This is a genomic window from Streptomyces sp. P9-A2 (genome assembly GCF_036634175.1).
Taxonomy (GTDB): domain Bacteria; phylum Actinomycetota; class Actinomycetes; order Streptomycetales; family Streptomycetaceae; genus Streptomyces; species Streptomyces pratens.
Genome location: NZ_JAZIFX010000002.1, coordinates 47,841 through 63,373 on the forward strand (window position 1 = coordinate 47,841; position 15,533 = coordinate 63,373).

The 15,533-nt window shown below is 69.3% G+C and carries 8 protein-coding genes and 1 pseudogene; 5 read left to right on the top strand and 4 right to left on the bottom strand.

Going from position 1 to position 15,533, the window contains the following annotated elements; genetic code table 11:
• Nucleotides 1-92 precede the first annotated feature (92 nt).
• Entirely contained in the window at nt 93-1,484 is a 1,392-nt protein-coding gene (locus V4Y04_RS37345; protein ID WP_332433191.1) for a hypothetical protein, read from the bottom strand.
• A 326-nt stretch (nt 1,485-1,810) separates the two neighbouring features.
• Between V4Y04_RS37345 and V4Y04_RS37350 the strand changes: the two are divergent.
• The 3 genes and pseudogenes from V4Y04_RS37350 to V4Y04_RS37360 all read left to right on the top strand — a co-directional run.
• Nucleotides 1,811-2,757, top strand: a pseudogene (locus V4Y04_RS37350) (UvrD-helicase domain-containing protein); the annotation flags it as partial.
• Nucleotides 2,758-2,856: 99 nt separating this feature from the next.
• Nucleotides 2,857-6,159 (top strand): hypothetical protein, encoded by a 3,303-nt coding sequence (locus V4Y04_RS37355; protein ID WP_332433192.1) that lies wholly within the window; start codon nt 2,857-2,859, stop codon nt 6,157-6,159.
• Between the two features lie 387 nt (nt 6,160-6,546).
• Nucleotides 6,547-9,231 (top strand): hypothetical protein, encoded by a 2,685-nt coding sequence (locus V4Y04_RS37360; RefSeq protein ID WP_332433193.1) that lies wholly within the window; start codon nt 6,547-6,549, stop codon nt 9,229-9,231.
• A gap of 2 nt (nt 9,232-9,233) precedes the next feature.
• Here V4Y04_RS37360 and V4Y04_RS37365 read toward each other — a convergent pair whose 3' ends face one another.
• A complete protein-coding gene (locus V4Y04_RS37365; RefSeq protein WP_332425518.1) occupies nt 9,234-10,241 on the bottom strand; it encodes an IS3 family transposase in 1,008 nt (335 codons plus the stop codon).
• 17 nt (nt 10,242-10,258) lie between these two features.
• Nucleotides 10,259-10,642, bottom strand: a complete 384-nt coding sequence (locus V4Y04_RS37370; protein ID WP_109383656.1) for a transposase — start codon at nt 10,640-10,642, stop codon at nt 10,259-10,261.
• Between the two features lie 572 nt (nt 10,643-11,214).
• Here V4Y04_RS37370 and V4Y04_RS37375 point away from each other — a divergent pair.
• Nucleotides 11,215-13,302 (top strand): helicase associated domain-containing protein, encoded by a 2,088-nt coding sequence (locus V4Y04_RS37375; protein WP_332433194.1) that lies wholly within the window; start codon nt 11,215-11,217, stop codon nt 13,300-13,302.
• 134 nt (nt 13,303-13,436) lie between these two features.
• Here the strand turns inward: V4Y04_RS37375 and V4Y04_RS37380 are convergent, their stop codons facing one another.
• Entirely contained in the window at nt 13,437-15,008 is a 1,572-nt protein-coding gene (locus V4Y04_RS37380) for an HIRAN domain-containing protein (protein ID WP_332433195.1), read from the bottom strand.
• Nucleotides 15,009-15,105: 97 nt separating this feature from the next.
• On the opposite strand from V4Y04_RS37380, the gene V4Y04_RS37385 reads away from it, so the two are divergent.
• A complete protein-coding gene (locus tag V4Y04_RS37385; protein WP_332433196.1) occupies nt 15,106-15,507 on the top strand; it encodes a hypothetical protein in 402 nt (133 codons plus the stop codon).
• The last annotated feature ends 26 nt before the right edge of the window (nt 15,508-15,533 follow it).

A 15,533-nucleotide genomic window follows, 5' to 3' on the forward strand; every position in this document is an offset into this window, starting at 1 on the left:
ACCGGTGGCGGCATGCCACCGCGACAGGACCGGTGCGGCCGGCTGCGGCGGGGCTGGAAACGGGCTGGAGGCCGGAGAAAACTGCGGGTCTGCTATCGGCGAAAGCCTCGTTGCGGGTTGCGGGCCACACCGTTGTCGAAGGGCTCAAACCAGGAGTCCACACGCAGGTCCCCCGCTCCCAGGCGCTGGTTCGCCGGGTTGCCGGGCTCCTCGATCCCGGCAAGGGAGGCGTCAAAGAGCATCAATACGTCGTGGTCTTGGAAGAGGAGGTCGGAGCAGCCATCCCAGCTGTAGTCGTCCTCGTGCCGGGGCAGGGTGTGGTGTTCATCGTCCGCGAGCCGGTCCTCAAGGTAGGTGGGGGCGTCCTCGATGGCCAGGTGGAGGGCTATTTCCTCGGCGGTGCAGGTGGGTTCGGGCCAGCGACCCTTGTTCAGGTCGTCAGCGAGGTCGTCGAAGGCCCTGGCCATCCGCCGACGCCAGCGGTGATCAGCGGACCGGGTCAGCGGGGGGAGACGGTCGAAGACGGCCCAGCCGGTGGAGTGAGTGTCCGGCAGGTACTGATCGCCCAGCCGCGCGGCGTCGTCGAAGGCCTGGTCTGCGAGGACGGACAGGGCTGTGCTCAGCAGGGCAGCAGTGCGAGGGGTCAGCTGCCATCCGCAGCTCTCGCAGTCTTCCGACTCGCCGGCGCAGTCGCACTCGCGGATTGGGAACAGCGCCGCGAAGTTCGGTGTCGGCGTCTTGGCAGCGGGGCGGCTGCGCTCGTAGCGCAGCCGCCATCCGTGGTGGAACCGGATCGCCACCGGGGACGGGTTCCAGTCGGCGAGTTCGTCCCCGTCCTCGGGGCTGAGGACTTCGGCGACGCTCTGGTCCTCCAGGGTCTGTGCGCCGGGGACATTCAGATCGTCGGTGAGCGTCATGACGGCGCCGACGAGGTCACGCGGGTCGTCGTCTCCCAGGTCGGTTGCCGGCAAAGGCTCCCATCCGCGATCGGTGGCGGCCCGGATCAGGGCGTCCTCGTCGGTGACATGGAACTCATACAGGCGGGCGATCCGCACGACCTTCCCCGGCAGGTCTTTGAGCCGCGGGTGGCTGGACGGCTCGAACGGCACGGGCGCGGCATCCTGCGCACCGTCGGATTCGAGGTCTTCGGGTTCGACGACTTCGTAGAGCACTCCAGGGCCGGTCGGCCAGGTGCCGGTCGCGGCGTGGGTGACGGCCTGGCGCAGCGAGCCGGCCGGCGCGTCGGGCATGACGGCGGTCAATGCCCGCAGTTCGTCGTCGGCGCACGTGGCCTCGCGCCTGGCCAGGACACGGCGCAGGATGTCGACAGCCTCGTGCGCGTGGTCGGGTTCCTTGCAGGTCAGGACCGCGGCCAGGGAACGGGGGCCGTGGTCGTGGTCAAGCAGGGCCATCACGCGGCTCTTGCTGGGGGTGTGCTCGCACAGGAAGTCGACGGCCTGGGCTGTACGGGGCAATGCGGTCATAGCGAAGTCTCCACATGGCATGTCCGTGCACGGCCCGAACGGCGGGCGTGCCGGGCACGGAAATGGGATACCCGCTGGTTGACGCGGTACGAGCGCATCCCCGGGCGGTGGAAAGGAAGTTGATGGGGTCGGCTGGTGCCATAGCTGCGAACGATGGCCCGGGCCTGACTGGACAACACCGTACCCCGGCTGGCGCTGGCTCATCCGTCGATTCGGCAAGGTTGAACAGTGCCAGCCGATCACGAAGAGCATGCCGTCAGGGCCTGAGCCGTTAAGGGCACCGCGCTTCTCAGCGCCACAACGACCGACCCAGCGAACTTCTGCGGCTGCACAGCCCTGACCGCGGTGCGGTCCGCTTCGAACACGACCACTACCTGAAAATGTGGGCCCTGACCGAGCCGAGACTCGAAGCCGACTTCCTCTTCCTCGACGAAGCCCAGGACGCCAACCCCGTCCTTGAGGAGGTCTTCAACGCCCAGCGCAGCCACGCCCAGCTCGTCATGGTCGGCGACTCCGCCCAGGCCATCTACGGCTGGCACGGCGAGGACGTGATGACCGGCTTCGACGCCACGGCTCTCACCCTGACCCGCTCCTTCCACTTCGGCCCGCTGATCGCCGAAGAGGCCAACCGGTGGCTCACTCTGGCCGACGCCCCCATCCGCCTGACCGGCACGGAGACCATCCCCACCGAAGTCGGCGATCTCGACTGCCCCGATGCGGTGCTGTGCCGCACCAACATCGGCGCCATGGCCGAAGTCATGCGACTGCTGTCGGCCGGCCACCGTGTCGCCCTCACCCGGGGAAAGCAGCAGTTGGCCGCACTGGCTCTCGCCGCCCGCGACCTCAAAGGCGGCCGCCGCACCTCACACCCCGAACTCGTCCTCTTCAACTCCTGGGGCGAACTACAGGACTACGCCGCACACGACCCCGCCGGCCGCGACGTCCAACCCTTCGCCGACATCATCGACACCCACGGCCCCGACGCCATCCTCGCCGCCGTCGACCAGCTCACCGACGAACAGCAGGCCGACGTGACCGTCTCCACGGCCCACACCGCCAAAGGCCGCGAATGGCTCACCGTCAAAATCGGCGACGACTTCCCCCGCCCAAGGACACCGACCAACACGACGCCCAAGGCCGCCCCGTTCCGGAACCCGTCAACGACACCGACGCCCGCCTCGCCTACGTCGCCGTCACCCGTGCCCGCCACCAACTCGACCTCGGCGGCCTATCGTGGATCAACACCCACCCCACCGCGCTCAGCGTGGCGTGACCGGCGACGACATCACTCGGCGGGGTCCGAGGGCTGCTCCATTCCGCCCGCCCGGATGCGAGGCCGTTGCCGTGGTCGCAGGGCCGCTACGGTGACAGGGTGACTGTCGCGAACGACTCCCCGGGCGGCGACGCCGGCCAGACCGGCTTCGCTGTCTCTGCTGAACTGTCCACGGCGTTGACCGCTCAAGGGCCCCACGGTGAGCGGGCGTTGAACCTCCTGCGGGATGCGGCGGCGGTCCTGTCCGATCCCGGCCGGTGGCACGCACCGTACGAGGTCTCGCAGTCCTGCTGCCGGGGAGCGATCGACAGCATCCTCAACCTGGCGCCGAGGGACATCGAGGGCATCGAGGCAGCGAGGGGCGCGGTCACGGATACCGCCAAGTCCACCGTCGAGGCATGGCGCGCCCACGACCAGGTCTCGGAATGGCTGTTGGACGAGCTCGCTGCCGCGGTAGATGCGCTGCGGGCAGAGGAGGCCAATCCGGGTGGGCGGCGCATCCGCCAGATCGGGCACCTGGTGCAGGAACTGACGCGCCAGGAGATGGGCCTGGCCGAGGTGGAGGCCGTGCGCAACTCCTGGACCCGTTTCTATCGGGACACTTCTGGTGTCCTGCACGGTTCGGGTGCCACACCAGAGGAGTCCCGCGAGCGGTTCGAGGGGGTGGTGGCCTCCTTCGAGCAGCTCTTCCTGGGGCTGCCCGAGCGTGCCGAACGGTTGCGGCAGCTGGCGCTCAGTGAGCAGCCCTCGCCGGAGGATGCCGCTGAGATCGCGTCGATGTCGGATCCGCGCGCCGGCGGCTACTTCTTCCGCGCGGCGGTGAGCCGGCGCTGGCTTGGCCTGCTGCCGCTGGACCGGCTGCTGCCGGAGGCTTCTCGCTGGCCGGCCCTGCCCTATCTGCGGCGGCTGCTGGATGCCGAGGCACCACAGGTGTGCGCGTGGGTGCAGCAGCATCTCGCCGCGATCGAGGCGCGTGGTGGCGGCGCGACCGGTATGGCGGTGAGCCTGGTAGCCCAGGCGGGCATGACGGCGTGTGCGCTGCTGCAGCAGATTGCAAGGACGCACGAGGACCGCCATGTGCTGCTGCGCATCAGTTACTGGGCCCGGGACGTCCCGATGTCCGACCGTAGCGGGCAGTGGGTCCGCGTCGTCGAAGAGGTGCTGCGCACATCGTCCTTCGGCACCGACGAGTCCTGGGAGGCGGCGCAGCTGGCGCATGCCCTGGTGCAGACGGCCCACCCGGAGGGACAACTGCGCCCGGCTGGGGACCGGTTGGGGGTGATCACCCGGTCTGTGCTGGCGTCTGTGCTCGCCGCGCCTCTGGCGGAGGTCGATGCGTGGCAGACCAGCCTGGTCAACGACCTGCGGGAGATTTCCCTCGCTGATCCGCCGCGCGACGTGCTGTTCACACTGATGCGTGCCGTGCTCGACCTGGCCCGGCAGGACGCACGGCTGGGCGTCCCGCTGTCCGAGCGGTGGCGGGTGCTGGACAACAAATTGCCGGCCGGCGCCGCGGCCGACCGGCTGCGCGCGGTCGTCCTTCTGGAGAACTACGACGACGACCGGGCCGATGCGGAGTCGTCCGCCACCTGGTGGGACCAGGCCCTGCCGCTGGCGGGTCGGCTGGCGGCTGCTGGATCCCCGCGCGCGGATGTCGCGGACTTCCTTGCCCTGCTCGAGGACGCCTGCCCGGACGAGCACCGTGGCGGTTTGCACGAGGTGCTGGTCCAGAGTCTGGGGGAGGCACCGTCCGCTCAGGAGGTCTCCGCCTGGAGGGAGGCTTACGAGACGGCGTCCGAGCCGCTGCCGAATGCCTGGGACACCGTCTGGGCGCTGTCTTCGGTCCTGGCCCCGCAGGTACTTGAGCCGTGGCGGCCGCTGCTGGAGATGCTCACCGCTTTGACGGGGCGGGCCGCACCGGCGCGTCCCGTTCCGCGCTTTCAGGTCACGTCGTGGGTCGAGAGCCACGGCGGGCTGTCTGCGGACGTGTTCGCTGCCCGGGCGGCAGAGGATGGGCCCGCCGCCGCGGTCGGCCAGCTGGTCGCCGCGCCCGTCAAGCGCACCGACGTCGACGCCGAGGGTGCTCGCGCCGGTCTGATCAGTGACCTCGTGGCCCAGGATCCGCCACTGTGGGCCCGCGACCCGGACGGTGTGGCGGCGGCTGCGGCCAGCGCCCCGACCGTGCTGGCCGCCTACTTCAACTCCCTGCACCGGGCCGCCCGTGAAGGAAAACTCGCAGACGGCGAGCTCGCTCCGATCGCCTTGGCCGCCTTCGCCGCCCGCCCGGCAGCCGGGCAAGACGGCCCGGGCACGGAGCAGTTGCAGCGGGTGATCTGCAACCTGCTGCACCGGGCGTGGGAGAGCGATCTGCTGCTGGACACCGCATCAGGGGAGGAAGCCAGTGCCGTCGCGTGGATGGAGGGCCTGGTCACCGACTGGACGCAGCCTCGCGCCGACACCCGGCAGCCGCTGCTGACGGCCATCGACCAGCCGGGCGGGGCAGGGCTGCTGTCGCTGATCGCCCGGGCGGTCAAGCAAGCTCACCGCACCGGCCAGACCCTGGCCGACCCGGTCCGCACGCTACTGACCCGGCTGCTGGAGGACGAGCCCGACGACCAGGCCCTGGCGGTGATCGGCTTCTGCCTCGGCCAACTGACGCATGTCGACGCGGCATGGGCCGAGGAGCACGCCGACCGGCTCTACTCCCTTGACGCCCCGTGGCGACTGGCCGCGACCTGGCTGCGGCACGGGCGCCCGCACACCGGCGTCCTGGCACGCCTGGACCGCACGGCCCTGTTGCAAACGGCGGCCGGCCCGGACGGCATCCCCGCCATCGACAAGATCATCCTGGCGTTCCTCAACGGCTCCGAGGCCCTGGGCCCGGCCACCGTACTGCTGACAGAACTCGCCGCGCAGGACGGCGGCCCCCAGGCCGTGTCCGAGGTGCTGTGCCGCAGCGCCGGAGCCCTGATCCAATGCGAAGAAACAAGCCCGTGGCCCGAACGCGCCGCGGCGCTGTGGCGGAGTGCCCTCGATGCGCAGCTGGAGCCCGCTGCTCTCACCGGGGCGGGGCGGTTTGCCTATGCCGACCGTCTCGACGACCGCACCTGGCTGGAGTTGACCGCCCTTACCGTGGCCCTGCAGCCGGCGCTGGAGGCGCCCTACCAGGTCGCTGAACGCGCAGGCCGGCACCCCGACTCCGCTGATGCCCTGCGTATTGCCGCAGCGCTGCTCGGCACCCAAGTGGACCTGTTCCACCAGCGGGAGATTGAGGGGCATGCGGCCCGGCTCTTCGCCCAGAGCACGGCGGACGGCACATCCGAACATGAACAGCTGCGGATCGCACTGATCAATGCCGGCGCGATCGAAGCGGCCTACAAGGACCCCCCGACCGGTCCGTGACGGCCCTGGCACGGGCGGGTTGTGTATCCGACCCTGTTCCTGTGGCCGCTCCCGGCTACGGTGCGAGGCATGAAGTCACGGATCGTGCAGATCGTCCGGTGGAGCAGGCCGCAGCCGCAGCGCGCTGACCATGTATGCAGTGCCCATGGCACGAGGTCCTGCTCGCGGGACCTCGTCGCCGATGTCTTCCTCCGCAACGCGGGCAGTCCTCGTATCCACTGGACTGTGTGCCAGCAGTGGCTCGATCATGAGCCCGACGTCGCTGCCCACGAAGCCAGCCGGGAGGGCCACGGCCCAGATCCTGACCGGATCAGCCTGAGGTAAAGCCGGATGCAGCGCGGCGCGTTCTGTCTGCGCGGGTGGCGGCGGGCCCGTCACACTGTGCACATGGGTTCCGACGTCCCGTCTGCCGGCCGTGTTCCCCGCCGGCATGCCACTCCCACGGAGAGCACCTTCAAGGAGCTGTATGCCACCGCACTGACCTGTGGTTGCCCCGACTGCGGGGAGCCGCTGTACCGGGAGAACCCGGCCACCGGCCAGCGCGTCCTCAACAGCCAGGTCGCGCACATCCATGCCCGCAGCGAAGGCGGACCTCGGTGGGATCCCGAGATGAGCGAGGAAGACAACCGCAGCTTCAACAACCTCATCCCGCTGTGCGGACGGCATGCCTTCGAGATCGACGCCACGCCGGAGCACTATCCGGCGGATCGCCTTCGCACCTGGAAAAGGAAGCAGATCCAGACGCACTCCCAGGCTGTGGCTCGGACTCTGAGCGACACCGAAGCAGCCGAGGTCGCCGCCGCGTCCTTCGGCACGGACGACCTCCTGGAGCGGCTGACGGCTCTGCTGCCGTTCTCGGCACGCTCACGCTCACGCTCACGCGCCGAGGCGCTGGCCCTGGCATCGAACAGCAGCCGTGCCCGCACCGTCGTCCGCCTGCGCGCTACCCCCGCCGACCGAGTAGAGGCAGCGCTGGAGTGGAGGACAGAGCAAGCCGATCCGGTGGTAGGGGTGCCTGCTGGCGCGCTGCGTGTCCTGGTAGCCCCCATGGGGGCCGGCAAGAGCGAGGAGGCGGAACGCTGGTGGAGCGAGGGACTGACCCAGGCCTGGACGGATCCGCAGGTCGAAATCCCTGTGTGGCTGGAGGCACGGGAGGTCGCAGCCACGCTGGCCGGGACCGTGCAGGAGGCACTGGGAGCCGATCCGGTGCGCGACTGCCGGATCGTCCTGGACAACCTCGACGCGGTGAGCCCGAAAAGGGCCGACCAACTCCTCACCGACGCGCGCCGACTCGTGGCAACCTGGCCCCAGGTACACATCCTGGCGACCACCCGCCCGGGCGCGGGCAACGTGGATGCGGCAGAACGCCTCGACGTGCCGGCATGGCCGGTACAGCGGGGCTGGGACCTGCTGCACACCGTGCTGAACGAGGACTACGTGCCCGGCTTGGACACGCACGAGATGCAGCAGCTGCTGACCAGTCCCCTGCAAGTCCACGCCCTCGCCAGCCGTCTGCGAGCCGGCGGCGACACGCAGGTCTCCACGCGTGAACTGCTGTCAGGACTCGCCCGCGCCATCCTCCAGCGCGAACACCCCGAAGCCTCACCGGAGGTATGGACAAGCCTGCCCCGACTCGCCGCCAGCATCCTGGACCAGCAAAGCCCTGTGTCAGCGAGCGCTTTCGCCCGCCAGCACGTGATCTGGGAACTGGAAGCGACCGGGCTCGTCGTCCACGACGACGGACTGCTGCGCTTTGCTCTCCCCCTGTTCGAGCAGCACTTCGCCGCGCAGGCCCTGCAAGACGAGGAGGCACAGCTCGAAACCGCTGCGGGAGCCGAACACTTCCCGCGCTGGCGATACGCGATCGCGTTCGCCGTGGAGACCGCGACAAGTGGCCACGCGGAGGAGTTCCTGAGCCGCCTGGCCTGCACCAACCCGGCAGCCGCATCCTGGGTCCTTGACGAGACCACATCTGATCACGACACCGGCCCGCTGCCGCCGGCTTCCACGAACGGACCGGCGGGCGGATCGGCCGGAGCCTGCGACGAAGACCCCGAGCCGGCTCTCGCGATAGGGGGCCGGCTGCGTGAGGCGACGCTCTCGTGGCTTGAAGGGCTGGGCGAGCTGGGGAAGTTGTTGGCGCCGCATGATCAGGGCGCGCTCGCGCCGTGGGGTGTACTCATGGATCAGGAGGACAGGTGGATGACCGTCGCGCAGGCCCGTGAGGGAGTCCTGGACGCCGATCTCGTCGTCCGGCCAGACATCCACCCCTGGCAGTCCTTCCCCATGGCGCAATTCCATGACCGCCAAAGCTTCGCCGTCTCCGACGCACCCCTGACTCGCTGGGTATGGTCCCGCAACCGGCTGCGTGAGCCGTTGGCACGCCGGGTGAAGAACCGCACCCTCCCGGTCGACGCCGCCTCTCCCCTGGCGGCCGAACGGGCATGGTTCCTCGCTCAGCAGATCATGGGGAAGGGGCGGCCTGGCAGACTCGGCCGGGAGATCTCCTTGGAGGACCTCCGGCCGGAGGTGGATGCGCTGATGGCGCATGTCGAGACAACGCGATGGTCGCGGTGGCAGTGGGGCAGATACACCGTGGACTCCGCCGACGTCCGCTGGCTCCACGCCCAGTTGCAGCACCTGCCTGAGGACAAGCTCACCGATCCGCGCCCGCCCGCCGACCGCCCAGGGGAAGGCCGCTACCTCTGGCAGACCTACTCCCCCGAACTGACCCGATCCATCACCCAGGACGTCGTACGCGACGCCCTCGCCGGCTACCGCGACCTGGTGCAGCACAACTTTCCCCGGTTCGGGGCCGCGCTCGGCCTGTACAGCATCTTCCCGGTCCGCGCCGACGGCCTAGTGATCATGCCGGAGCCAGGTAACACCAAGGCCTACAGCGCCAACGTTGCCTACACCCTGCGCACTAATGCCGGATCTCGTATGCAGGATGCGCCAGCAGTGGAGTTCGACCTCGCCGAGGAGCCGAACATCCCCAGCTCCCTGTGGAGCAGTCTGCAAGAGGACCACGCCTCGGTGCGGAAGATTTCAAGTCCAGTGAGACGGTCGTGATGCTATGAGGTTTGTGGTGCGGGTTCGCGGCGCTTGGACGGGTCGTTGATCCAGGCCGTCTGGGGTATCTCGGGTGGTCGGGGGCGGCGGCCGAAGCGTTCGGGGTGGCGGGCGTATGCCTCGGCGAGGGTGACCGCGCGCTGGTCGCGGACCTCCTCGGCGGTCCCGAAGTGGACGGAGGCGGGTGTGTGCCAGCCGATGCCCGAGTGCCGGTGCTCGTGGTTGTAGTACGCGATGAAGGCGTCGAACCATTCGCGGGCGTGGGCCAGCGAGTCGAACCGTTCGGGATAGTCCGACATGTACTTCGTGGTCTTGAACTGGGCCTCGCTGTAGGGGTTGTCGTTGGAGACCTTCGGCCGCGAGTGCGACCTTGTCACCCCGAGGTCGATCAGCAGCTGGGAGACCTTCTTGCTCGTCATCGAGGTGCCGCGGTCGGCGTGCACGGTCTCGGGCACGATCCCGTTGCGGACGATGGTCTCGCGGATCAACTCCTCGGCCCGTTCGGCCGATTCAGCGGCCTCGACGGTGTGGCCGACGATGTAGCGGCTGAAGATGTCGATGATGACGTAGGCGTGATACCAGATGCCCTTTGCCGGTCCGGCCGCCTTGGTGATGTCCCAGGTGAACACCTGCGACGGGGCGGTGGCCACCAGCTCGGGCACCGCCTGGGCGGGGTGGGTGGCCTGTCTTCGGCGCTCGCCGGACTGGCCCTTCTCGCGCAGGATCCGGTACATCGTGGAGACCGAGCAGTGGTAGCGCCCGGCATCCAGCTCGCGGGCCCAGATCTGCGCGGGCGCCAGTTCGGCGTACTCGTCGCTGTTCATCAACTCCATTACCGCAGACCGTTCTTCGGCCGTCAGGGCCGAGGGCTGGACCTGCGGCTTGCGGGGCCGGCGTGGTGGCGCCGGACGCAGCCGGCGGTAGTGGGTGGCCCGCGAGCGGCCGGTCAGCCGGCACGCCGCAGTCACACCCAGCACGCCCTCGACGCCGGTGAACGCGTCATCGGCCACCGGGGTGACGGCAGCGTTCAGTCCGCGCCCTCGGAGATCATTTCCAAGAGCGCGGAAGCTTTTCCCATAACCTCCAGCGCGGCCTTGTTCCGCGCCAGTTCCTTCTCCAGACGCTCCACCTGGCGGCGCAGTTTCTCGTTCTCCGCCTCGGCAGCAGACTTCTTCGGCCTCGCCGGGCCGGTACGCTGGTCGACCAGCTTCTCCAGAGCCCCGGCATCCCGCGCGGCCCGCCACTCCTTCACATGCGAGTGGTACAGCCGCTCGCGGCGCAGGACCGCGCCCTTCTCGTTCTGCGGGGCGGCGTCGTACTCGGCCACGATCCGCAGCTTGTACTCCGGGCTGAAAGTGCGGCGCTTCGGCCGGGGAGCCGGGTCGGATCCGGCGGACTTGCTGCTGGTCATGAGGGGGTGGTTCTCCTGTCGTGCCCTCTCAGGCTAACCCGCCGAAGCGGGACGTCTCACCCAAGGCTGACAGAGAGGGGTGTTCCATCGCCCAGCAGTGCATCACGAGGAGTTGTCGACAGGGCTGGAACGTCAGGCCACCAACCTCGCCTACAGCTGGCTAGCCCGGGACCTGAAGGCGGTTGGCTGGCTGGAACACGCAGTGACCTTCCCGGAGTGACCGCACAGGCGGCCTGCCCAGCCGACGAAGACATCGAAGCCCGTCGCGAACCGGCCTGGCCGTGCGACCTCCTCGGCATACCCCTGGGCCGCCGACCACCACACCATCCGCGCGCACAAGTGACAGGCCCGCGGGGACAGATGGCCTCTCCCGATCGGACGCCTCTGACCAGCGCAAACTCGCCACCCGCTATAGCAGTCTGCACAAGAATGACATGGCCGTTCGTCACTCATGTCAGCACCAGATGAGCACCATCCGTCAGCGCCAACCGCCAGGTCACCGGGCCCATACCACTGACGCTCAAATGACGATTCTCAACTGACACTCCCCTACAGACTTGCACGCTGCGGGTTTGTCGGCTTGGGACCTGATCGTCGTGGACGAGGCCCACCGGGTTTCGGGCCGGATCGGGAAGCCGTGGGCGGTCGTGCACGACAACCAGAAGATCCCGTCCCTGCGCCGTCTGTACATGACGGCCACGCCCCGGCTGTGGCAGCTCGGGGACGAGGACGAGGCCGGCGCCCCCGGCGAGCTGGTCGCGAGCATGGAAGACGACCCCGAGAGCCCCTTCGGCAGCAGGGCGTTCACTTTGACGCTCTCGGAGGCCATCGACAGGGGAATCTGTGCCCCCTACCAGGTCGTATGCGTGGACGTCACCGACACCGCGCTCCAGGCCGCACAGCTCCTGGGCGCGGAGGGCCGCTCGGCAGAGGTCCGCGGGGCACGACTCGCCGCACTGCAGACCGCCCTGGTGAAAGCGTCCGCTGAGGAGGGCTTCCGCCGCACGCTGGTCTTCCACCACATGGTGAAGGAGGCCGAAGCCTTCGCGGCCGGCCTCCCCGACGTCGCCGCGCAGCTGTACGCCAGCGACCCTGAGCTGTACCCCAAGGCGATCTGGGCGGACTGGCTGTGCGGGGATCACAAGCCGCTCCACCGGCGGCGTCTGCTGGGCGAGTTCGCGGCCGGGATTGCCACGGACGGCACCGTGGTGGAGAAGTGCTTCCTGTGCTCGGTGAAGGTCCTGGGCGAGGGGGTTGATACCAAAAACTGTGACTCCGTGTACTGGGCCGACGTGCGCGGCTCCATGCCCGACCTCGTCCAAGCCGTCGGCCGCGCGCTGCGCATGCAGCCCGGTGAGGGCAAGGTCGCCTCGCTCGTCGTGCCCGTCCTGCTCGGGCCGGGCGAGACGGCAGACAACATGCTCACGAGCAGGGCGTTCGGCGGGCTGGCCAAGCTGCTGGAGGCACTCAGGGCGCACGACGCCCGGGTAGTGGAGCAGCTCGCCGAGCAGCAGGCCCCGAGCGCCTACAAGCCCGCCTCGAAAGCCGAGCAAGACCAGGAAAGCCTGGGCGAGGGGAACGGGTCCGGCGGGCCGTCGGCGGCCGCGCGGAAGCTGCTGAAGTTCTCCACCCCGCGCGACCCGGGGCAGCTGGCCGCGTTCATCAACCTGCGGGTCCTGAACCCCGAGCACGAACACTGGCGGCGCGGCGTGGAGGCGGCCGTCATCTACGCCCGCACCCGCGGCGACCTCAAGGCGCCCTTCACCTACCGGGTGCCCGGCGGGAAGGACCAGGCGGTGGAGTCCGAGGGGTGGCCGGCCTCGCTCGCCGGATTCCCGCTGGGGCAGTGGATCGCCGACAACCGGCGTTTCTACGCCCGCGGTGACATGGACGAGGACCGCGTCGCCCAGCTGGAGAAGCTGGGCATGGTCTGGTCGCACTTCGACGTCGCGTGGGAGGAAGGTCTCGCGGCGGCACGCGGGTGGGCCAAGGAGCACGGGCACCTGCTGGCGCCGCTGGACGCCACCTTCCAGGGCTACCGGGTGGGGATCTGGCTGAAGAACGCGCGGGCCGCCGCCCGCAAGGCGCAGGAGGTCGAGCAGCGGCGTGCCGAGGGCCTGCCCGCGGGGTCGTCGGCCGGCGCGCTGTCGGACGAGCGGCGCGAGCAGCTCGAGGACATCGACCCGTCGTGGTGCCCGAGCTGGCCGGTGACGTGGCAGCGGGCCTTCCACCTCGTCCGGCTCCACCTGGAGGCCGGCCGCCCGCTGCCCACGTCGCCGGGCGACGTCGTGCACCAGGGCGAGGACCTCGGGCGGTGGGTGCGCTCGGTCCGGCTCGGCTGGGACAACCTCACCACCGTCCAGCAGTGGATGTGCGAGCACATCCTCGGGATCGAGCCCGCAGCCGAGGACGAGAAGCCGAAGCCGCGCCGCACTCAGGCCGACAAATGGGCGATCAACTACGAGGCCGCCCGGCAGTACTACGAGCGTGAGGGGCACCTTCAGGTCCCCAGGAAGCACATCGAACGGATCGTCGGCGAGGACCAGGAGGCGCGGGAGCTGAAGCTGGGTGCCTGGATCGGCAATCAGCGGAGCAGGGCCGCGACGCTGACGCCGGAGCGGATGGAGCAGCTGTCCGCGATCGGGATGCGGTGGTCGTAGCGACAAGCAGCGGGCCCGTGCAGGGTGATCTGCACGGGCCCAGAGCCGGACGGCGGTGTGGCGGGGGCGGACATCAGCACTCTGTCTGCGACAGCGTCCAGCGGCCAAGGTGATGCGTGTGACGGCTCCGAACCCTATGCCCCGGGACTGATGGTGATGGTGAGATCGACCTGATCGTAGCCAGCCAGCTGGTCGGTGCCTGCGGTGTCAGCGAGGGACCGGGTGTCGGTGTGCAGGAGGGCCGTGACCAAGGGGGCGGGCCGGTCGTCGAGGGCCAGCGCGAGCGGCCGGGCGGTGCCCTTGGCGATCCAGCCGAGAGGGAGGCCGTTGTGCTCGACCCGGATGGCGTTTGGGTCAGTCGGGTTGTCGTAATCGCGAACGAGGTCGAGGACGGTTCCCGCGGGCAGGCCGGCGAGGTACCCATCACTGTAGGTGTGCCGGACGCCGCGTAGGGGGGTGGTGAATGTTCCGCGGCCGCTGAGGATGGTCTTCTGGACGGTGCGGGGGCTGCGCCGCTCGGCACTGCGGATGAGCAGGGACGCGGTGCTGGGGGTGGTGATGGCGGTGATCTCGTCGGTGGTGAGGTTGCCGAGCCAGCCGGTGAAATCAGAGAAGGACGGCTCGGGGACAGGGCAGCGTGCGGCCAGGTCGATTGCCTCGCTGCGCTGGTGGATGCCCAGGCTGGCGGCGTAGCAGGCAGGGGCGGTGTCAACACCGTACTTGAGCATGGCCGGCAGGGCGGCGAGTGAGCCTTCGGGTGTGATGCCGTGGCGGATCTCCAGGATCTGCAGGATCGAGGAGACGGCCCAGGCCAGGTCTTGGACGATCACCTTGTCGATGTAGTCCGAGGTGACGGTGATGTCCTTGGCGTCAAGGAGCAGCTCGTAGTGGCTGTGGATCTCCTGGAGCGTCCAGCCGGCAATCCAGTCCCCAGCGAGAGGGACGACCGCCCCGATCGGCCGGTCCTTGGCAGTGGCGCTCCGGCGGAGTTCCTGAATCTTGGTGGCAGCGGTCAGGACGATGTCGCGCAGTGCCGGCCATGTCGCGGAGGCAAAGAGCCCGGGGTGCTCGGTGAGGGTGTTCGCGAGCTGCTCGGCGGCGATGATCGCGTCGAGGCCGCCTTGTAGGCTCAGTCCTGTGCGCAGGATCGCCGCGCGGGCGGCCGGGTCGGGGAGCTGTCGGGCGAGAGCGGCGATGCGGCGGGCGGTGAACCGGGCGAGCGGCTTGAGGGACCACTCCTGGGCGCCAATCTGGTGGCCGCCCAGGGTGTGAGTGAGCAGGTCGTGTGCCGCGTCCTCCAGCAGCTGCTGGTCGGGGGTGTCGACGACTTCTTCGGCGAGCATCGTCAGGAGCTGGAGATCGAGCGCCTGCGCCCAGTCGGTCAGCTCTTCCTCTTCTGGGTCGGGCAGTTCGATGTCCGTCAGGTTCTGTCCCGAGGCGGGGCGGGCGCCCAGTCTCGGGATGGCAAGGCGGTGGTAGAGCGCGCCGATGGTGGACAGGACCGGTTCGATGTTGCCCTTGTCGAGGTAGCGGCGCTGAAGCTTTCGGGCGTCCGCGGCGTCCTTGGCGATGAGGACGACGTGGCCCTCGGTCTCCTGGAAGGCTCGGCCGGCGCGCCCGGCTGCGTTCCAGAACTCGCGGACGTCGATCTGCTCTTGGTTCCGCCAGGTGCTGTGCACCAGCACAGTCTTGACCGGCAGGTTCATGCCCTGGGAGAGGGTGCTGGTGGCGCACAGCACGCGCAGTGCGCCGGCGCGGTAGGGCGCGCTCCAGCAGGTGCCGGACGGGCTGCGGGACCGTGCCGTGGTGGTAGGCGATGCCCTGGGTCACCATCACGGTGAGTTCGTGCTCCTCGCCGAGGTGCTCGGCGATTCGCTCCGAGAGTGCCAGGCGTTGATCCCGCTGGTTCCGCACGCCGAGCACCGGGGTGTCTGTCTTCTTCAGTGCCGTTTGCAGGGCGCGCGCGGTGGCCTGCGCGTAGGCGGGCTGGGTGGTGGATATCAGTACCGGGCCGAGGTGTTCGAAGTGCAGCGTCAGTGCGGCCGCGACGTCCTTGGCGTCGCGCGGGGACAATCGCTTTCGGACGAGGTGGCGGGTGAGCACCTTGGGTACGAAGAAGTCTCTGCCTTGGGCGGTGCCGTAGTGGATGCTGCCGGTCTGTCCGTCCTTCTCCTGCCCCTGCCAGGAGAAGATCCCGGTGCGTAGCTGGGAGGGCGACCAGTCGATCTTCG

Excerpts from the sequence above, each read along its gene's own strand:
- V4Y04_RS37345 (WP_332433191.1), bottom strand. The coding sequence starts at position 1,484 with ATGACCGCATTGCCCCGTACAGCCCAGGCCGTCGACTTCCTGTGCGAG.
- V4Y04_RS37360 (WP_332433193.1), top strand. The coding sequence starts at position 6,547 with ATGGGTTCCGACGTCCCGTCTGCCGGCCGTGTTCCCCGCCGGCATGCC.
- V4Y04_RS37370 (WP_109383656.1), bottom strand. The coding sequence starts at position 10,642 with ATGACCAGCAGCAAGTCCGCCGGATCCGACCCGGCTCCCCGGCCGAAG.
- V4Y04_RS37380 (WP_332433195.1), bottom strand. The coding sequence starts at position 15,008 with ATGAACCTGCCGGTCAAGACTGTGCTGGTGCACAGCACCTGGCGGAAC.